Source organism: Sedimentibacter sp. LTW-03, assembly GCF_052059825.1.
In the GTDB taxonomy this organism is placed as follows: Bacteria; Bacillota; Clostridia; order Tissierellales; family Sedimentibacteraceae; genus Sedimentibacter.
The window spans coordinates 3,522,954-3,542,517 of sequence record NZ_CP197180.1 but is presented as its reverse complement, the minus strand read 5'-3'; the positions used below and the strand labels follow the sequence as shown (position 1 = coordinate 3,542,517).

Here is a 19,564-nt window from a genome sequence, read left to right as displayed (position 1 = left end):
CTAATCAGATATCTCAATTTTCAAAATTTCCAATGCTTTTCTTGAGCGTGTAGACACTGTACCATCTGGTATCCTCAATATTTCTGCTGTTTCAGATATTGTAAAGCCTACAAAATATCTTAGTATGATCACTTTTCTTAGGTCTTCCGGCAGATTGTTAACTGCAATTTTTAAATAAATTGAATCTTCTCCCGAATTTTGCGAATCTTCCGGCAGAACATCCACACTTAATTCTCTCTTGCCTTTCCTAATAATTTTTAAGCATTCATTAATCAATATTCTGGTAACCCACGTTTTTAGATATTTGGGTTCTTTCAAATCATGCCTGTGTGCATACCCTTGATACACTGCCTCATCAACTGCATCCAACGATTTAGTTTCATCATGGAGATAACTAAATGCAACCCTATAAAGCATTTCCTTATTTTCTGTTATAAATGAGATATAAGTTTCTTTGTCAATTTTATGATTAAACATTGCACTAATTACCTTCCTTTATACTTATTAGAGTAAGAAACATGACATTTTCATTTCATAAATAAAAAAAATTTTCAAAAGGAATATACGCCCAACAGAAGTTGCAAAGTATGTACAATAAGGTTATTGAATATTGAGCATACAAAATAAACCCGTTATCATAGATACGAGCCTATTTTGCACTTCAATCTATTTAAGCTTATATAAAGTGTACAATTCAAGTTCTAATTATACTGCACTTTGCTAATTCCTTTTCCTCTTCTTATGATTTTTTTGCATATTTTGTCTGTTTCCTCAGCTATAAGATTTATATCTGCCTTTAATTTCCCGTCATACTTCAAAAACTCGCCTTGTACCATTGTACATTTTATGTTTCGGGCATCAGAACTGTATATTATCGATGCAAGAGGATCATATACAGGAAATGTATTTGGAAGATTCAAGTCCCATATAAGCAAATCCGCGTCATAACCTTCCTTGATTTTACCTGTATTGAATCCTAGTGGCCCGTGTCCGTTCATGAGTCTTTTCCATATTTCAGGGATTTTAAATTCAGCAGCATCGCCAAGCATGAGCTTGCCGTTCAAAGCAAACAGCCTTGCTTGCTCCAAAGGGCTTAGAGTATTTGAGCTGGCTGCTCCGTCCGTACCGAACGAATAGTTTAGCTTATTTTTAAGCTTATATATGTTTCCTTCGCCCATGCTGAGCTTCATATAAGTTTTAGGGCAGAATGCAAAAAAAACATTATCATTTAACAGACTGACATCATCATCTGTAGTCCATAATCCGTGAGCGATTATTGCACTGATATCCAAGCCTCCACTTTCGTCAAGAATTTGAATCGGTGTCTTGCCTGTAAGCTTTACGCTGTCCTCCACCTGCTCCTTTGTTTCAGAAGCATGGATGTGTATGCCTACACCAAGTTTTTTTGCACTGTCTATTATTTCTTTAAGTTGCTTGCCGGGACAGGTATATGGAGCGTGAGGCCCAAACCTTAAATTAATTCTTGAATTTTTCCCGTTGTATTTATGTATAAAGCTCTCCGCATCTGACAGCTGTTTTTCGTAATCCTCTGACAATCCAAATATTGTAGGAGCGATGTCCGCTCTTATTCCCATATATTCAGCCGCTCTGTAGACGGATTCCTGAGCAAAGTAATGGTCTGCAAATGCCGTTACTCCATTGTCGATCATTTCTGCGGCTGCCATTGCTGCTCCCCAATAAACATCTTCCGCCTCAAGCTTGCTCTCATAGGGAAATATTTTCTCATTGAACCAATCGCCAATTGAAACATCTTCAGCTATTCCTTTCAATATATTCATCGGTGAATGTGTATGGAGATTTACAAAGCCGGGAGTAATGTATAGTCCTTCGCAGTCAACTTCATTGTATTCTCCTTCAACACTTTCAGCATCCGTAATCTTTTCTATCCTGCCTTCATTAACATATATGTTTTTTTGTTCAGAAACACTGCCGTTTTCATCAATAATGCAGCCATTTCGCAAAAGTATTTTTTCGCTATTCATATGCACCTCTTCAACGCTTTTTATTAATTATACTATAAATAATATTTTTTTAAAATAAAAATGCCGGAATATCCGGCACTTTTACAGTTAACCATCGCTATTTATCATTAGAAAATACAAGTTCCTTATCTTTGGCACTTATTTTTATTGTATCTGATTTTTCTATACTTCCTTTTAAAATCTCTTCTGACAATTTGTCTTCGATTTTTCTTCTTATTGCCCTTTGCAAAGGTCTTGCGCCGTACACTGGGTCAAATCCTTCATCCGCAAGCAGTTCCTTTGCTTTATCATCCAAATCTATTTTAATGTTCATCTGCTCAAGACGTTTTGAAAGATCTTTTATCATCAATGAAACAATGTTCTTAATATGTTCCTTGTTTAATGAATGGAATACAATTATTTCATCAATTCGATTTAAAAATTCAGGTCTAAATGTCCTCTTCAATTCAGACATTACATTTTCCTTCATTTTCTCATATTCATCTTTTTCTTCATCAGTTGCATTTGATGTGAATCCAAGCGTTCTTTGTTTCTTGATTGTGCTTGCTCCAACATTTGATGTCATTATTATTACTGTATTCTTGAAGTCAACCGTTCTGCCCTTGGCATCAGTAAGTCTTCCATCATCAAGTATCTGAAGAAGTATATTAAATACATCCGGATGAGCCTTTTCAATCTCATCAAACAATATTACAGAATATGGTTTTCTTCTTATCTTTTCAGTTAATTGTCCTCCGTCATCAAATCCAACATATCCTGGAGGCGACCCTACCAGCTTGGAAACCGAATGTTTTTCCATGTATTCAGACATGTCAACTCTTATCATGGAATTTTCGTCACCAAACATTGATTCCGCTAAAGCCTTTGACAATTCTGTTTTTCCAACACCTGTAGGTCCTAAGAATATAAATGAACCTATGGGCTTTTTAGGATCTTTGAGCCCTACTCTGGATCTTCTTATAGCTTTTGACAATGCTTCAACGGCCTGTTCCTGACCCACGACTCTTTTATGCAGAATATCTTCCATGTGAAGAAGCCTTTCTGATTCATCACCCTGAAGTTTCTTTACAGGTATTCCTGTCCATTGTGACACAACATCCGCTATATCTTCATAACCGATTTTAGCATCTTTTGAATTCTTTGCAGCCCAAATCTTTCTTTGCTTATCAAGCTCTTCAGCAAGCTTTTTCTCTTCGTCTCTAAAGGATGCTGCTTTTTCAAAATCCTGATTGTTTATTGCCGCTTTCTTTTCTGTTTTTATCTCATTTATTTTTTCTTCTATTTCTTTTAATCCTTTTGGGGTGGTTGAAGCTTTAAGCCTCGTTCTAGATGCAGCCTCGTCAATCAAATCTATTGCCTTGTCCGGCAAAAATCTGTCAGATATATATCTGTGCGACAGCTTTGCGGCAGCATCTATGGCATCATCGGTTATTGCAACCTTGTGATGGGCCTCGTACTTGTCTCTTAATCCCTTTAATATTTTCACTGTATCTTCGACAGTCGGTTCATCAACTGTTACCGGCTGAAATCTTCTTTCAAGAGCGGCATCTTTTTCAATATGCTTCTTGTACTCGTCAAGTGTTGTGGCTCCGACTATCTGCAATTCCCCTCTCGCTAAAGTAGGTTTTAATATGTTGGAAGCGTCGATAGCACCTTCCGCTGCACCTGCACCTATAATTGTGTGAAGTTCATCTATAAACAATATTATATTACCTGCCTGTTTAATTTCCTCCACGGCGTTTTTTAATCTTTCTTCAAATTCTCCTCTATATTTTGCTCCTGCTACCATTCCGGCCATATCCAAAGTTATAACCCTTTTATCTTTTAATGTTTCAGGAACATTTCCATTCACAATTTCTTGAGCCAGACCCTCGGCTATAGCTGTCTTTCCTACTCCTGGCTCTCCTATAAGGCACGGATTGTTCTTAGTTCTTCTTGACAATATCTGAATTACTCTTTCTATAACGTCTTCTCTTCCTATTACGGGATCAAGCTTTCCTTCACGCGCTCTCTGGTTCAAGTCAGTACCGTACTTATCTATTGTCTTTGTACTGCCGTCGTTCTGCGTTTGAGACGCATTTTCTCCAAAATTCGGGATACTCCCGTCTGCATTTCCGCTCCCCTGATTGATTGCTTCAATAACTTCATTTTTAATTTCTTTCAGGCTCACAACTGATTTAATTATTTGAGCTCCTATTCCTTCTCCCTCATCTATCAGCCCTAGGAGAATGTGCTCTGTTCCTACATATGGAACGCCCATCTGCGATGAATACTGTCGTGCAAGCTCCATAATATACTTACTTCTCGGACTAATAGCTATATATTCAGGTACGGTTTCTCCAACTCCGGTCGAATTTTTAATAATTTCTCTTATTTTTTCAACATCTAATCTACTTCTTAGTATATTTCCTGCAATGCCTTCTTGCTCAAGCATAAGTCCTATAAGTATATGCTCTGTTCCAAGAATATTCTGTCTGAATCTTTTTACTTCTTCCTTAGCTAATTCCACTGCTTTTTTTGCAGAGTTATTGAATCCACTTATCATAATTTCATCTCCTTTTATATTATAGACTTAATCAGCTTAATAATTCTTTTCTAATTATTTCTGCCCTTTTACTGTCTCTTTCATTAGGCAGAAGCTCATTATCCTCTGCCGTAAGCAAGTTGTTGGGCTGTATTCTGACCATAAGATCGTATAAATTTTTCCCATCTGCAACATCTATCATTTCCATCTCTCTGCCAAGTTTTATAAGCGACAAAAGCCTCATCGCTTCTTCCGTAGCCATTTTTCTGGCATTTGAAAGAAGCCCGTATGCCCTGTAAAATTCATCCTCAATATCTTCAAAGTTATTTTTTTTCAGGTGCTCTCTCATCTTTTCTTCTTTTTCTACAATTTGTTTGACTATCTGGTTAATTTTATCAATTAATGTTTCCTCGGATGCTCCTAATGTACCTTGATTTGAAACCTGGTAAAGATGCCCAAGTGATTTTGTTCCTTCGCCGTACACGCCTCTTACAGCTACACCCAACTGAGAAACACCGTACAATAATTTTTCAATTTGATTGGTAATTGAAAGTGCAGGCAAATGAATCATAACAGATGCCCTCATACCTGTTCCTATATTTGTAGGACATGAAGTTACATATCCAAGTTCTTTATCAAATGCATATTCAACCGAATCTTCTATTACATCATCAATTTTATTGCTTAAATCCCAGCATTTCTTCAAAGACATGCCTTTTTCCAAAGTCTGAATTCTAACATGATCCTCTTCATTAAGCATTACGGAAACATTCTTATCAGAGCTTAGCAATAGTGCTCCTCTGTCCTTGTTGTTCGCAAGCGCAGGGCTGATAAGATGATTTTCAACCAACGCATTTCTCTGCATATCAGATAGATCTTTCAAGTATATAAGGTTGTAATTTAAATCTGTCCCACTGACAGCTTTATTTACCTCCTGAATCACCTTACTTGATTCTTCCTGGCTCATTTTTATTGGAAACCTGTAATCCTTCAAATTTCTAGCAAGCCTTATTCTGCTTGTTATTACTATGTCCTTACTTTCCATACCGCACACCCCCTACATACTTCCTTCCATTTGTCGTATTTTATCTCGAAGTTCAGCAGCCTTTTCATATTCTTCGCTTTCTATGGCTTGTTTTAACTGATTCTTCAGCTTTTCAATATCTTTTTGAATTCTATAATTTCCTCCTGCCCTCTTTGGAATTTTTCCAGTATGTCTATCATATCCCTGTATGTTTTTAATAACAGGTATCAACCTTGGTTTAAAAGTTTCAATGCAATCACTGCAACCGAATTTTCCTGTAGTCCTAAATTCATCAAATGTCATTCCACACTTTGAACATCCCTTGGCAGGCAGGTATGTTGTTGTATTAAATGCATTGTTAAGCATTGCTGAAAATAAGTTTTCCATTGAAAAACTAGAGTTTAATAAAGTTTGATTTTTCTTTGCACACTCCTCGCACAAATGACTCTCAGTCTTTTTTCCGTTTATTATTTGCGTTACATGAACCTTAGCTTCATTTTTTCCACATTCACTGCACAACATTTTTACACCCTCCTCTATTTCTATTAATCATCATCAACTGACGTTAAAATCATTTCTTTCAACAAATCCGCCCTTAATTTATTTCTGTCATCATAGGATACATTACTTAGAGCGCGGTCACTTAAAACACTTTGCATTATTCTGAGTTCTCTTTGAGAAATAACTCCCCTGTCTGACAGAACATGCAAAAGGTCAAATGCCTTGTTTAATGTAATATTGTTTCCGATACTATCGTTCAATAATCTCTCCAGTTCATTTTCCATAGATGACTGAACTTTGAAAATTCTTATATATCCTCCGCCGCCTCTTCTGCTCTCAACTAAATATCCTCTGTCATTATTAAATCGTGTTGACAGAACATAATTTATCTGAGAAGGAGAACAGTCAAACTGCTGAGCTAGTATATTTCTCTGAATTTCTACGGCTTTGTAATTATTAGCCTCAAGAAGCTCCTTTATAAAACCTTCTATTATATCACTTAAATTATTAGACATTTTCTCACTTCCTTTGTCTGACTTTAACTTTGACTTTCTTTGACCTTGGTTTTATTATATCATTGTTTAAAATAATTTCAATACTTATTTTTCAAAAAATTTCCCTTATTATTCTCAAAAATCCGTAAAATTTAGTTTATTTATTATGTTTGCATCATCTTTTCATTATTTTTTGCTATTTTTGCATAATAATACAAGTTTCCTCTAATGAATTTTATCTTTCAACACACCAGTACATACAATAAAAGCCATTAAACATAAATGAGTCACCGCAATTTTTCTATTTGTTAAATAATAGTCATTTTTACCTTCGGTTTATTGACAACAAAAATTATATATTATATACTTAGAATCTAAAGAATATTAATATAGTTAACGCAACATTAGCAAAGGAGACTGCATATGACTAACGAGATATTGCAACACGTGGGTAGTCAAATAAAGATGTTTCGAAAAATAAAAAAAATGACCATTGATGATCTTGCAAAAGTTATAAGTAAAAGCAAGTCCACTGTATCAAAATATGAATCTGGTGAAATAACCGTGGACATAGTAACACTGTTTGACATAGCAAAAGCTTTAAATATAAATATTATTAACCTGATTGATTATGACTACGGCGGGAACGCAGAAATTGAACAGGTTCACATATGGCAGTCCAACATACTGCATATGTATCTTCAAATTGGAAAAAATATTTCAAGCTCTGTAATTCATCTTAAATATGATGACACAAAGAAAAAAACAACCGCAACACTGTATTACAAGGTTGACGACAATGATGACCTGAAAAATTGTGAATGTGTATACCAGGGATATATGAGTCATCATGACAACATAATAAACTTTAATCTTAAGAACTGCCTTTACGAATCAGAATCAGTATTGATTAATTTTTTTGTACCCATGAAAAAGGTAGATACTCTTTCAGGTCTTATAAGTGGACTGTCCGCTGATTCTATTAGGCCAACAAGTTGCAAAGTTATTTTGACAAAATCCCCGCTGCCTTTTGAAGAACAGAAGGAACTTCTTCAGATATCTAAAGAAGCTATAAAAAGATTGAAAACAGAGCACATATTTATGGTTGATGACTAGGAATGCTGATATATGGGCGTTCAGGCTGCATATTTTTTAACAGCCTGCAGATTGATGAATTATCATTAATTTGAACGCTTATATATCAGTTTTTTTATAAATTTTCATATTTTTCATAATTTTCATATTTTTCATATTGACGGCTATCTATATATCGATTATAATTAGTTTTGTAGTGCATTAGTTTTAATTTTAGCACCATAAAGGAGATAAGATGGTTATATTTGACTTTTTTAACGATCAACTTTTGAAAATGAACTGGCTGTCAAACCTTGTAAACATGCTGGTGGAAAATGTACTTGGACTTAATGTCGAAGAAAAATTGGGTGGAAGCGTACACTTCTTTATATATGATACCATAAAAATATTCATACTTTTATCTTTCTTGATTTTTATTATATCATATATTCAAAGCTACTTCCCTCCGGAGAGAACAAAAAAAATATTAGGAAAATTCAACGGAATTTCCGGCAATATCTTTGGAGCTCTGCTTGGAACAGTTACTCCTTTTTGCTCGTGCTCATCAATTCCGCTGTTTATAGGATTTACAAGCGCAGGATTGCCGTTAGGAGTAACTTTTTCATTTTTAATATCTTCACCTCTCGTTGATTTAGCCTCATTTTTGTTGCTGGCAAGCATATTTAACTGGAAATTGGCAGCGGCGTATGTAGTAGTGGGATTAATTCTTGCGGTTGCAGGAGGAACTCTTATAAGCAAAATGAAGCTTGAAAAATACGTTGAACCCTTCGTGTACGGAAATAAAGCTCTGGAATCTGATCAATACACATTAACAGTAAATGAAAGAATTGACTTTTCTAAAAATCAAGTGTTGGAAATAATAAAAAGAGTATGGAAATATATTTTAATTGGTGTAGGTATAGGCGCTTTAATTCACAATTGGATTCCCGAATCAATTATATCTGCTGTGCTTGGCAGTGATAAATGGTACTCCGTGATTATTGCGGCAGCTGTGGGAGTTCCAATGTATGCAGATATTTTTGGAACTTTGCCTATTGCAGAAGCATTAGTTACAAAAGGTGTCGGTATAGGAACAGTTCTTACATTTATGATGGGAGTAACTGCTTTATCACTTCCCTCTATAATTATGCTAAATCAGGTTGTCAAAAAGAAATTATTGGTTATATTTGTTGCAATAGTAGTAGTAGGAATAGTTATAATAGGATATGGTTTCAATTTCATTGGATATTTATTTTAATAAAAGGAGCTAATTATGATAGTAAAAATTTTAGGATCAGGATGCAAAAATTGTGAAGCACTTAAAAAAAATACTGAAGCTGCAATAAGCGAAACAGGAATTGAGGCAGAGATTGTAAAAGTTGAAAACATTAAAGATATTGTCTCATACGGAGTGATGCAAACGCCGGCCATCGTCATTGACGAAAAAGTCGTTTCATATGGCAAGGTACTAAAGCCAAGTCAGATTGCAGAAATTCTAAAAAATCAAAAGTAAATGCAAATACGACCTGCCAGCAAGATGGTAGGTCGTATTTTTAACATGATAAAAACAATCCACTTATTACTCCTCAGAAGAAGTCAAATCAGAAATAAATTTCTTGAAGTTTTCTACGCTTTCCATATTTAATGAATAATGCGTCCATTTCCCTTCTTTTCTCGAATGCACCAGACCACATTCCGACAACACCTTCATATGATAAGACAGCGTAGGCTGTGTAATATCAAACCTTTCTAAAATTTTGCACGCGCACAATTCGCCTGATGAAAGGCTGTTTAAAATCATCATTCTATTAACATCAGACAGTGCTTTTATTTTTTTATAATTGTATTCAAAATCTTTTTTTTCCATATTTCACTCCGGACAGTTTATTATATTTCAAAATATATTTTCTTCTTTTATAACATCAACATTCTTAGTTTTAAATACTATTCCGCTGGCAAGGCATTTAAACAGCTGATCTGCTGCCATGCAAAGCCATATAAAGAATATATCAAGCTTTAGCACATATGCAAAAAGAAGAGCCAAAGGAACTCTTACAACCCATATCCCTAAGAACGAAATCACCATAGGTATATTTTTGTACCCTGCAGAACGTATGATTCCATTTAACACCTTTGATAGATTCTGCGGAGTCTGTATAAATCCCATCACTATGAGGTATTTTATTCCTATTGCCTTTATCTCTGCGTTGTTTGTAAAAAAATCCATAAACACACCGGGAAATATAATTATAAGCAACGAAGTAAAGGTACTTATAGCAATAGATGTTCTGATTAGCTGCTTTGAATAAATTTTAAGCAGCACCCCGTCTTTTTTTCCTATTGCGTTAGCAGCCATGGATGTAGCAGCAATTCCAACTCCAACCGCAGGCATCTCAGACATAAGCTCAGCCTGAAGCCCCAGCTGGTAAGCAGCAAATGTCACCTCTCCGTAAGATAGTATCGCCTTGCTCATTACTACGGCCGAAAGTTGCCAAAATATACTTTCAAACGCAGCAGGAATTCCTAAAGAATAAATCTCTTTGACAAGTAGAAAGTCTATTTTCATCAAATTGCTTTTTTCAGGAACTGTGCAGAACAGCCCATATCTTTTATTGTACAGCAGATAAATTCCCAGAAATGATCCACACGCCTGTGAAAGAAGCAATGCTATGGCAGCCCCCTGAAGAGACAACCTCGGGAATCCAAATTTTCCGTATATAAGCAGATACCCGACTACAACATTTATTATGTTAACGACTATTGCTACGTACATAGGAGTCTTTGTATTGCCGCATGCTTGAAAGGCCGCAGTAACCGCCGACATTATTAAAAGAAATGGGGCTGTTAAAATTACTATCTTTAAATATTGGCTCGCAGCATAAAATGTATCAGGACTGGAAGTAAAAAATGATATTATCCTCCCTGAATTTAGCATGGTAATTATGATTAATGCTAATGCAATAATGCACCCTGTCACACATGTCTGCTCAAATGTTTGCCTTGCCTTCGCCATGTCATTTTCATTGCGGTTTTTTGCGGTAACAACGGTTGCACCAATCCCTATGCCTTTAAATAAGCACCAAAGTATGCCAGTTATCCTTGAACATATTCCCTGTGCTGATATAAGCATGGGAGAAAGCCTTCCGATCATAGCAGCTGATATAAGCCCTGCAGACATCTGAAACATATTCTCCAGCATTACAGGAATAATAAGAAAAAAAATCTGTTTTCTTATGGTTTTGGAATCGTAAACCTTTTCTGCCATATGCGCCTCATGATTACAAAAATACTGCTTATTCATCCATTTCATTGTACATCACATCATTATGTCTTTCAAGGAAATATAGTGTGATTTTTTATTTGATTTTACCTTATTGTCTGATAAAATGTATATAGTTATAACATTCTTCATTGAAATACAAATAAAATTAAAGAGGAACATAAATGATTAACTACACAAAACAAAAAATGGTTAAAAAAGAAAAAACAATAGGTACTTTTTCTGAACTGGGAACGGCCAATGCTGTTGAAGGGTTGGGATACAGCGGACTGGATTATATTATAATCGATACAGAGCACGGACCTTTTGCGGAAGAAAGTACAATGGAATTTATCCGGGCAGCTAAACTGAGCAAATTGACACCGTTTGTAAGAATCAAGGAAATTTCAAGAGCTGCCGTACTCAAAATGCTGGATATAGGAGCAGAAGGTTTGATTGTACCCTGCGTCGAAACTGTTGAGCAAGTTAAGCATCTGGTTAAATACGGCAAGTACGCCCCTTTAGGAGAAAGAGGTTTTTTCTTCGGAAGAGCTACAGGCTACGGCTTTGAAGATTTCACATCGCCTCTTGAGGATTATTTTAATAAGTGCAACAATGAAACCATGATTATTCCTCAGTGCGAAACATTAGGATGTCTTGAAAATATTGAAGAAATTGCGTCTATTGACGGAGTAGATGCAATTTTTGTAGGTCCTTATGATTTATCCATAAGTATGGGCATACCAGGCCAATTTGATGCGGACAAATTTAAAAAAGCGCTCATCAGAATAGTTGCAGCGTGTAAAAAAGCTAATAAACCGGTAATGATATATGCAAATGATATGAAAAGTGCTTCAAAAAATTTTGATATGGGATTTGATTCTGTTGCAGTAAGCTCCGATATTGCAATTCTCACCAGCAGTTTCATCAGCATTACAAATTCATTAAAATCAAAATAAACTTAAAGGCTGCAGGATATTCTGCAGCCCAAATTTATGGCAAAACCATCGATATGGCAAATTATTAAAATACTTCGTGTCGTTTTATTTCCCACATCCACATATATTGGAGATTTTAATATCCATGGAAAAATTCGTTATATCGTCCATTGTATCATATATTTGGGAAATCAGGTTCAAAACCCTGCTTTTTTCACCTCTAACAAAGGTTGACAGCGAGCCCACCTCATACTCCAATCCTGAATTATCTATGATTTTAAGAACCTTGTCTACATCCTCCATGTAGTCATCACTTACTATGGGGGTAAATGCAATCTGGCAGGAAGCTATTTTTTCCATAGCGCACATACGAAGCCTCCATTTGTAGTTTTTGATAGATTTTTTTCTGTTTCATCGTTGTAATCACAGTCCTCTGCAAGAGGAGAAACAAACAGACATTCGCCTGTGTCTACAAGCTTTTCTCTGTTCCAGTCCTTAATTTCTTCAACGGTTCTGAATTTAGCATATTTAAATACTGTGTTTTCCCTGAAAGGCTCGGAAAGATATAACTCACTCCAGCTGCTTTCACCTGCAATGGTGCCTATTAAAACCTGACCGCCTTTTTTGACCACTCTCAGCAGTTCTTTTAACGCTTTTGGAGCATCTTCAATAAATTCAAAAGCCGTCATAGAAATTACGCCGTCAAATGTATTGTCATCAAAGGATAAATTATTTACATCCATATTCATTAATTCAATGTCAAGGTTTAAATCCGACGCTTTTTTTCTCGCTATGGAAAGCATTTCGTCGGAAACGTCGATCCCTGTTACGCTGCAGCCTTTTTTCGCCAGCTTAACGCTGAAGTTTCCCGTTCCACAGCCTACATCCAGTATCTTCATTCCCTTTTTGATTTCCATCATTTCAAACGCAAGCCCAGTTTCCACTTTGTCAACAAAGCTTCCTTTTTTATCTGTATACCATGCATCATAGTCAGATGCACTGTTATCAAAAATAGCCATTTTATCCCCTCCTTATAACTTTAACTTTCTAATTTCTCAAGAATGTGCTTCTTATATCTCATAAAACTCTCGCTCACCACGAAATCCTTGTTTCTGGGTTTAGGGTCCTCTATAAGTATTTCTTCCGCTATCTTGCCTGGTTTTCCTGCCATAACGTATATTCTGTCGGATAATAAAACAGCCTCATCAATGTCGTGTGTTATAAGAAATGTTGACAGCTTTATCTGCTCCATTACACCAAGATACCACTGGTGCATGCTGCTCTTGGTTATGCTGTCAAGAGCACTGAAAGGCTCATCCAAAAGTGCAACCTGATCAGAAAACAAATATGTTCGAAGCAATGCCGCCCTCTGTCTCATTCCGCCGGACAGCTGGTTCGGATACTTATTTTGTGTTCCTTCCAGCCCAAACTCATCAAAATATACAGAAGCGGCATCTCTGGCTTTGGATTTCTTTTCTCCTCTAATTACCAACGGGAGAGAAACATTATCGATTATTGTTTTATACGGCAGCAGCAAATCCTTCTGAAGCATGTAACTTACATTTCCTGTGGTTCCCGTAATATTTTTCCCATCAATCTCAACTGTTCCCGAATCAGGATTTATCAGTCCTGACACTACATTGAACAGTGTTGTTTTTCCGACACCGCTTACTCCTAATATACTGACTATCTCTCCTTCGTTCAGTTCTATTGAAATGTCTTCAATTATTTTAGAGCCTCCATAACTTACAGTTATGTTATTAGTAGTCAGTTTTTTCATCATTAAGTCCTCTTAATCATATTTTTCTATTCTGGGAGATATTCGTTTGTAAATCCTGCTCCCTCAGGGATTTCATTTTCCACCAATTTGTTTTCAACCAGCCATCCGTAGAATGCATCCCATCTTTCCTGGTCAATGTATCCCCATTTTTCAGCGTCTGCAACATATTGATCAGCTAACCATTTCTGGCTTTCGTTAACTATCTCTGAATCCAGCTCCGGAGCTGCATCTAATAAAATTTGAGCGGCTTCCTCTGGATTTTCTATAGCAAATTCATATCCTTTTTTAATGGCTGTCAATGCTTTTTTAACAGTTTCAGGATTGTTTTTTGCAAATTCGTCGTTAACTATCAAAACAGGGCAGTAATAGTCCAGCTCTTTTCCATAGTCGGCAAAATTAAGGTAATTTGTATCCAGTCCCTTAACCTTTGTTGCAATTCCATCCCATGCATAGAATATCCACACTGTGTCTATATCTGTCTGCAAAGCAGTGATAACATCTGTAACTGTGCTTGGAACCATTTCTATATCTTCAAAATTTCCGTCGTCATCTTCTACAATCTTTTTAATTATGGCTTGCTCTATCGGCATATCCCATGTAGCATATGTATGACCTGACATTTTTGCAGGGGAATCTATTCCGTTCTCTTTCAGAGAAATAATACCTGATGTGTTATGCTGTATTAAAGAAGCAACTGCTGTAACAGGTATTGGATTTTCAGAAGCATTGTTAGGAGCTAATGTATCCTGAAAACTAATTCCGAATTCGGCTCCGCCGCCTCCAACCAAAGTATCAGCTCCTCCTTCTGGTGGCTGAAGTATTTCTGCTTCAAGCCCCTGCTCTGCAAAGTAGCCTTTTGACTGAGCAACATATAATCCGGTGTGATTTGTATTAGGTGTCCAGTCCAACACTATTTTCAATTTTGTTTTTTCATCATTACCAGCGTTATCCACCTCATTTTTAGGTTCGTTAGAGCTGCATGATGTCAGCATCAACGCTGATAAAATTAATATGGATATTATGCAAAATACAATTCTTTTTTTGCTTTTCATTTGTTTTTCCTTTCTAGTTAATTATTTTCTTTTTTTGCTCTTTCCCATGGCATTGCAAGTTTTCTCATATACGATACCAAAAGCATCAATATTAGGCTTATGAGAGAAATAAAAAATATCACAGCAAACATTTTGTCAAATGAGTATGACTTTCTTACCCTCGTCATGTACACCCCAAGGCCTGTAAATCCTCCCAGCCACTCGGAAACTACGGCACCCACCACAGAATAGGACACCGATATTTTAAGCCCTGAAAAGAACTGGTTCAAAGCATTTGGAAGTTTAATGTGCATAAAGCATTGAAACCTATTAGCTCCCATAGCCCTCAATAAATTCAGAGCATCGTTATCTGCCGAGCGAAAACCTTCCAACAAGCTTACAGTTATTGGGAAAAAGGTTATTATAACAATCAGCGTTATTTTAGGCAGTATACCATATCCCATCCACAGAACCAAAAGAGGCGCTATGGCAACGGTAGGCACCGTCTGCGTCAGCACAATAACAGGATATACAGATTTATAAAATAAATTAAATCTATCCATCAATACAGCAATTACAAATCCAAGTGCAGTCCCTGCCGTAAGTCCCAAAAATGCTTCAGTTAAAGTAGTTTCGGCATGTTCCATCAGCAAGTCAAAGTCATTTACAAATGCCAGTACAACATCAAAAGGAGACGGCAACATGTACTTAGGTACAATGCCCGCTGATGATAAAAACTGCCATAGTACTAAAATAACGGCTATAGCCATTACAGGCGATACTTTATTTATGATGTTTTGTAACTTTTTGGTCAATAGTCAGCACCCCGCCATCCGGAACAAAACCAATTTTAACGTAAGCTGATACTTTAGGCGCTCCTGCCTTTGCTGCAACCAACTGGCAATTTTTTACGATTTCCATTAGCTGGTCATAGTCTCCCTCTATTGAAGTTTCGCTGGGCCCAACGTAGTAATTTAATCCCGTACTTTTAATATAAGCAATTACCTCGTCAACAATACGTATAACTTCCTGGTCTGATTCAACATGCGGTAAAACTTGAATAGCAATATTTGCGTTCATTTTAAATCCTCCTTATAATATACAATAAAAACCTCCCCGGTAACGGAGAGGTTTGTAAACAACCTTTAAGGTTAATATCCTAATGATATATACAATCCCTACGCCAGCATTACCTGGGTCAGGTTCCAAACAGTTGTTCTGTTTTAGGGTTTTGAACATTTGAGTAGTTCTATCTCAGCCTAATTCTTTAAGCTCCCCGCAGAATGATATTAGCACATGTAAAAAATATTGTCAACCTTTTTTACTCTATGCTTACATCATATAGTAATCAGTTCATATTCACTGCTTCCCAGATTCAGCTTCACAGAATGTTCTATTGCAGACATCCAGTCTGTTTCGGGATGTATATTTTTGAAATGATCATGATGTTCATGTATTTTTTTAGCAAGCATGCTTCCTTCAACAGCTGTCTGACGGTTAACTGCATCCGCACACGCCACGTCCAGAGCAACCGGATCAAAAGATGCGAACATTCCCACATCAGGAACTATGGGTATATCATTCTCACTGTGACAATCACAATAAGGTGAAACGTCAATAACCAAGCTTATGTGAAAATGAGGTCTTCCCCTCAAAACCGCTGCAGTGTATTCAGCAATTTTTTTGTTAAGAATATAGTTGGATTCATCCGAAGCAGACTTAACCGCATCAACGGGACAGACGCCTATGCATCTGCCACAACCCACGCACTTATCATGATTGATGGAAGCCTTGCGCTCGGTCAACGTAATAGCACCGTGAGCACAGTTCTTTGCACACGAACCGCATCCTATACACTTTCTCTGAGAAATTCTAGGCTTTCCGCTGCTGTGCATTTCCATCTTACCAGCGCGTGAACCACAACCCATTCCTATGTTTTTTATAGCTCCCCCAAAGCCTGTAAGCTCATGCCCTTTAAAATGGTTCAGCGAAATAAACACATCGGCATCCATTACAGCACGCCCTATTTTCGCCTCTTTTACATATTCTGCTCCCTCTACTGGTACAAGCGACTCGTCAGTACCTTTCAAGCCGTCCGCTATAATTACATGGCATCCTGTTGAAAACGGCGAAAATCCATTAATATATGCAGATTCTAAATGATCCAGCGCATTTTTCCTTCCTCCTACATACAGAGTGTTGCAATCTGTTAAAAACGGCTTGCCTCCAAGCTCTTTTACCATATCCGCAACAGTCTTTGCGTAATTAGGACGCAAATACGCAAGATTGCCAGGTTCTCCGAAATGTATCTTTATTGCCGCATACTTTCTATCAAAATCAATTTTATTCATCCCAGCCGCCTCAATAAGACGCTTCAACTTCTGCTGCAGGTTCTCATGCGAAGTCGTATGCATATTTGTAAAATATACCTTTGATTTTTCCATATAAGCACCACCATCCAAGTTTTCTGTATTCAGTAAAATAAGCCGCTGTATTTAATTCATATTCAACGGCCGATACACATTAATAATACCATATATTATCAAGTAAATAAACGATTTATTTATTATTAAGTAAATTATTTCCATCATAAAAGTTAATTTGAACCATAATTTAAACCCTTCTATTATTAATAAAGTACGTCCGCAAAATGAACTTTACCCCGGGTTTTAGGGCAATCGTAACAAAACCATTATAATGGCATAGTATGTACTTGAAAATAAATAAAGAAAACAAACTGTAAAAATATTCAAAAAATAAAAAAAGCAAATCTCAAAAACATATACTTTACATACACGAGGAGCAAAATTAGATGATTTAAGCAATAATCAAAACGGCTTTTCATTCCAATTCCAACGTTTTATATTTTCGATATGCGGACTAAAGTATATGCGTATTTATGAATAATAATTATTTTAGTCTATTCCATCCAATACAACACATCCTGGGATATTTCAAATCCAAGTTTTCTTTGCAAGTTTATTGATTTTACATTGTCTTTTTCAATTTGTCCAAAAGGAACCAAATCTTTTTCAAGCATTCTGTTTACCAGATAGCTTTCAAGTATTGTTCCATAGCCAAGCTGTCGGTATTGGGGAAATATTTCTAACAGCCCAATGCTTCCTTCCAAGTGGATCCCAACAAAACCTACAAGTGTCCCATTTTTGTATCCACCAAACAAATTGCCGTTGTCTAATATTTCTTTAATCTCATCATAAGACAGCATGTGGTAGTTTTCCAATACCACTGATATTTGTCTTGGAGTAAACTTTCTTATTTCCAATACATTATTTTCATGAATCTTTTCTTTTTTCATGTACACAGCCTGAACAACTTCTATTTTGTGTGTTAGGCCGAACTTATTCATAATATAATCTACCATAAACCCCTGATGTAACACTATAAGGCTGCAATTAGGTATTTTCCCAACCAATTCTTTTCCTTTATCAAAATTATCCGCAGTTATCATATAGGCGTTGCTCTTTTTCTCTTTTATAAGCATGCCATGATTATCTGAATGTATTATGTCAGCTGTATTTCTTCGTATAGCCTCAATCATGCCCATGTGAAGCAATGGTTTTTTCATTAAGTACTTAATTGTTATATCATTCATATTTTGTACCTCGTGTAAAATTAATCTATTGTGTTATATTGTTAAAATCATTATAATATTTTATTTTGTTTTATAAAAGAAATATTTTCCGTCATTCATTATACAACACATAAAGTTCAGTTTGCAAAGTGCGCCACAAGTCATTTGGTTGATAATTTATCCTGTATATGATAAAATAAATTTTATACAAACCAATTATAAACCTTGCAAGGAGGATTACATTATATGTTGACATTTGAAAGCGATTATACCGAAGGCGCTCATGAAAAAGTATTGCAAAGACTCTTTGAAACAAATATGGAAAAGCTATCCGGTTACGGTAATGATAAATACTGCACTGAAGCAAAAGAAAAGATCAAAACACTTTGCCAATGTCCTAGTGCGGATATTTATTTCCTAGTTGGAGGTACACAAACCAATCAGACAGTAATTGATGCCGTCCTTCAACAGTATGAGGGAGTAATTGCAGCTACATCCGGTCACATAAGCGTTCATGAAGCCGGCGCAATTGAATTTACCGGTCATAAGGTCCTTGAAATTCCTCACGTGCACGGCAAGTTACAAGCAGACACTCTTCTTAATTACATCAAAACTTTTTACGCAGACGAAAATCATGAACACATGGTTTTCCCAGGCATGGTTTACATTTCACACCCTACGGAATACGGAACTCTTTACAGTTTGAAAGAGCTTCAATCTATTTCTCAAATATGCAGTAAATATGATTTACCATTATATTTGGACGGAGCACGCTTAGGGTATGGACTAATGAGCAAAAACACAGATGTTACATTACCTGACATCGCTAAACTCTGTGATGCTTTTTATATTGGCGGTACAAAGGTTGGAGCCTTGTGTGGTGAAGCTGTGATGTTCACTCATAACAATACACCAAAACATTTTATGACAATTGTAAAACAGCATGGTGCTCTGCTGGCAAAAGGACGTTTGCTTGGAATACAGTTTTATACACTGTTTACTGATGACCTGTATTTTAAAATCAGCCGCCACGCAATTGAAATGGCTGAGATACTAAAAAATGCTTTTGAAGAAAAAGGGTATACCTTTTATCTAAACTCACCTACAAATCAAATCTTCATTGTTTTGGAAAATTCCAAAATGAAAGAGCTGCAAGAACAAATTTCCTTTAGTTTTTGGGAAAAGGCAGACGAAAACCATACAGTTGTGCGTTTTGCCACAAGCTGGGCAACAAAAAAAGAAGATGTTGACGCTCTTGTTTCTTTGCTCTAAATATAAGTAGAATAAACAACAGCGACATTATGTTTGGATAGGCGGCTAAAGTCAGCCTAACCATATTGATGT

General features: G+C 36.3%; 21 protein-coding genes. 5 read left to right on the top strand and 16 right to left on the bottom strand.

Annotation, left to right across the window (positions count from 1 at the left end):
• From ACS3UD_RS17145 to ACS3UD_RS17120, 6 genes are all read right to left on the bottom strand, one after another.
• Complete coding sequence (locus ACS3UD_RS17145; protein WP_308138421.1) at nt 1-477, bottom strand: sigma-70 family RNA polymerase sigma factor; 477 nt, start codon at nt 475-477, stop codon at nt 1-3.
• A gap of 224 nt (nt 478-701) precedes the next feature.
• On the bottom strand, nt 702-2,003 hold the full coding sequence (locus tag ACS3UD_RS17140; RefSeq protein ID WP_308138422.1) for an amidohydrolase family protein: 1,302 nt from the start codon (nt 2,001-2,003) through the stop codon (nt 702-704).
• A gap of 97 nt (nt 2,004-2,100) precedes the next feature.
• Nucleotides 2,101-4,548, bottom strand: a complete 2,448-nt coding sequence (locus tag ACS3UD_RS17135; protein WP_308138423.1) for an ATP-dependent Clp protease ATP-binding subunit — start codon at nt 4,546-4,548, stop codon at nt 2,101-2,103.
• Nucleotides 4,549-4,579: 31 nt separating this feature from the next.
• A complete protein-coding gene (locus ACS3UD_RS17130) occupies nt 4,580-5,572 on the bottom strand; it encodes a protein arginine kinase (RefSeq protein ID WP_308138424.1) in 993 nt (330 codons plus the stop codon).
• A gap of 12 nt (nt 5,573-5,584) precedes the next feature.
• Complete coding sequence (locus tag ACS3UD_RS17125; RefSeq protein ID WP_308138425.1) at nt 5,585-6,073, bottom strand: UvrB/UvrC motif-containing protein; 489 nt, start codon at nt 6,071-6,073, stop codon at nt 5,585-5,587.
• A 23-nt stretch (nt 6,074-6,096) separates the two neighbouring features.
• Nucleotides 6,097-6,567 carry a CtsR family transcriptional regulator gene (locus tag ACS3UD_RS17120; protein WP_308138426.1) on the bottom strand — a complete coding sequence of 157 codons (471 nt, stop codon included), beginning with the start codon at nt 6,565-6,567 and terminating at the stop codon, nt 6,097-6,099.
• A 402-nt stretch (nt 6,568-6,969) separates the two neighbouring features.
• Between ACS3UD_RS17120 and ACS3UD_RS17115 the strand changes: the two genes are divergently transcribed.
• From ACS3UD_RS17115 to ACS3UD_RS17105, 3 genes are all read left to right on the top strand, one after another.
• Entirely contained in the window at nt 6,970-7,662 is a 693-nt protein-coding gene (locus ACS3UD_RS17115; protein ID WP_308138427.1) for a helix-turn-helix domain-containing protein, read from the top strand.
• A 214-nt stretch (nt 7,663-7,876) separates the two neighbouring features.
• Nucleotides 7,877-8,878 carry a permease gene (locus ACS3UD_RS17110; RefSeq protein WP_308138428.1) on the top strand — a complete coding sequence of 334 codons (1,002 nt, stop codon included), beginning with the start codon at nt 7,877-7,879 and terminating at the stop codon, nt 8,876-8,878.
• A 15-nt stretch (nt 8,879-8,893) separates the two neighbouring features.
• Nucleotides 8,894-9,133: a thioredoxin family protein gene (locus ACS3UD_RS17105; RefSeq protein WP_308138429.1), complete on the top strand. Its 240-nt coding sequence runs from the start codon at nt 8,894-8,896 to the stop codon at nt 9,131-9,133.
• A gap of 66 nt (nt 9,134-9,199) precedes the next feature.
• Here the strand turns inward: ACS3UD_RS17105 and ACS3UD_RS17100 are convergent, their stop codons facing one another.
• Together ACS3UD_RS17100 and ACS3UD_RS17095 are read right to left on the bottom strand one after the other, a co-directional pair.
• On the bottom strand, nt 9,200-9,487 hold the full coding sequence (locus ACS3UD_RS17100) for an ArsR/SmtB family transcription factor (protein ID WP_308138430.1): 288 nt from the start codon (nt 9,485-9,487) through the stop codon (nt 9,200-9,202).
• A 27-nt stretch (nt 9,488-9,514) separates the two neighbouring features.
• Complete coding sequence (locus ACS3UD_RS17095) at nt 9,515-10,885, bottom strand: MATE family efflux transporter (RefSeq protein WP_308138431.1); 1,371 nt, start codon at nt 10,883-10,885, stop codon at nt 9,515-9,517.
• A gap of 179 nt (nt 10,886-11,064) precedes the next feature.
• On the opposite strand from ACS3UD_RS17095, the gene ACS3UD_RS17090 reads away from it, so the two are divergent.
• Nucleotides 11,065-11,838, top strand: a complete 774-nt coding sequence (locus tag ACS3UD_RS17090; protein ID WP_308138432.1) for an HpcH/HpaI aldolase family protein — start codon at nt 11,065-11,067, stop codon at nt 11,836-11,838.
• A gap of 84 nt (nt 11,839-11,922) precedes the next feature.
• On the opposite strand, the gene ACS3UD_RS17085 is transcribed toward ACS3UD_RS17090, so the two are convergent.
• The 8 genes from ACS3UD_RS17085 to ACS3UD_RS17050 all read right to left on the bottom strand — a co-directional run bounded on the left by ACS3UD_RS17085 (nt 11,923) and on the right by ACS3UD_RS17050 (nt 18,241).
• Nucleotides 11,923-12,186, bottom strand: a complete 264-nt coding sequence (locus tag ACS3UD_RS17085; protein ID WP_308138433.1) for a YkoF family thiamine/hydroxymethylpyrimidine-binding protein — start codon at nt 12,184-12,186, stop codon at nt 11,923-11,925.
• Complete coding sequence (locus tag ACS3UD_RS17080) at nt 12,165-12,836, bottom strand: class I SAM-dependent methyltransferase (protein ID WP_308138434.1); 672 nt, start codon at nt 12,834-12,836, stop codon at nt 12,165-12,167. The genes ACS3UD_RS17085 and ACS3UD_RS17080 overlap by 22 nt, the downstream gene beginning before the upstream one ends.
• Nucleotides 12,837-12,856: 20 nt before the next feature.
• Complete coding sequence (locus ACS3UD_RS17075; RefSeq protein ID WP_308140146.1) at nt 12,857-13,597, bottom strand: ABC transporter ATP-binding protein; 741 nt, start codon at nt 13,595-13,597, stop codon at nt 12,857-12,859.
• A gap of 26 nt (nt 13,598-13,623) precedes the next feature.
• Nucleotides 13,624-14,649, bottom strand: a complete 1,026-nt coding sequence (locus ACS3UD_RS17070; RefSeq protein ID WP_308138435.1) for an ABC transporter substrate-binding protein — start codon at nt 14,647-14,649, stop codon at nt 13,624-13,626.
• A gap of 17 nt (nt 14,650-14,666) precedes the next feature.
• Nucleotides 14,667-15,443, bottom strand: a complete 777-nt coding sequence (locus ACS3UD_RS17065; RefSeq protein WP_308138436.1) for an ABC transporter permease — start codon at nt 15,441-15,443, stop codon at nt 14,667-14,669.
• A complete protein-coding gene (locus ACS3UD_RS17060; RefSeq protein WP_308138437.1) occupies nt 15,412-15,708 on the bottom strand; it encodes a thiamine-binding protein in 297 nt (98 codons plus the stop codon). The genes ACS3UD_RS17065 and ACS3UD_RS17060 overlap by 32 nt, the downstream gene beginning before the upstream one ends.
• 257 nt (nt 15,709-15,965) lie before the next feature.
• Entirely contained in the window at nt 15,966-17,072 is a 1,107-nt protein-coding gene (locus tag ACS3UD_RS17055) for a DUF362 domain-containing protein (RefSeq protein WP_308138438.1), read from the bottom strand.
• Nucleotides 17,073-17,548: 476 nt separating this feature from the next.
• A complete protein-coding gene (locus ACS3UD_RS17050) occupies nt 17,549-18,241 on the bottom strand; it encodes a GNAT family N-acetyltransferase (RefSeq protein ID WP_308138439.1) in 693 nt (230 codons plus the stop codon).
• A gap of 225 nt (nt 18,242-18,466) precedes the next feature.
• Between ACS3UD_RS17050 and ACS3UD_RS17045 the strand changes: the two genes are divergently transcribed.
• Nucleotides 18,467-19,492: a threonine aldolase family protein gene (locus ACS3UD_RS17045; RefSeq protein WP_308138440.1), complete on the top strand. Its 1,026-nt coding sequence runs from the start codon at nt 18,467-18,469 to the stop codon at nt 19,490-19,492.
• Nucleotides 19,493-19,564: the final 72 nt, after the last annotated feature.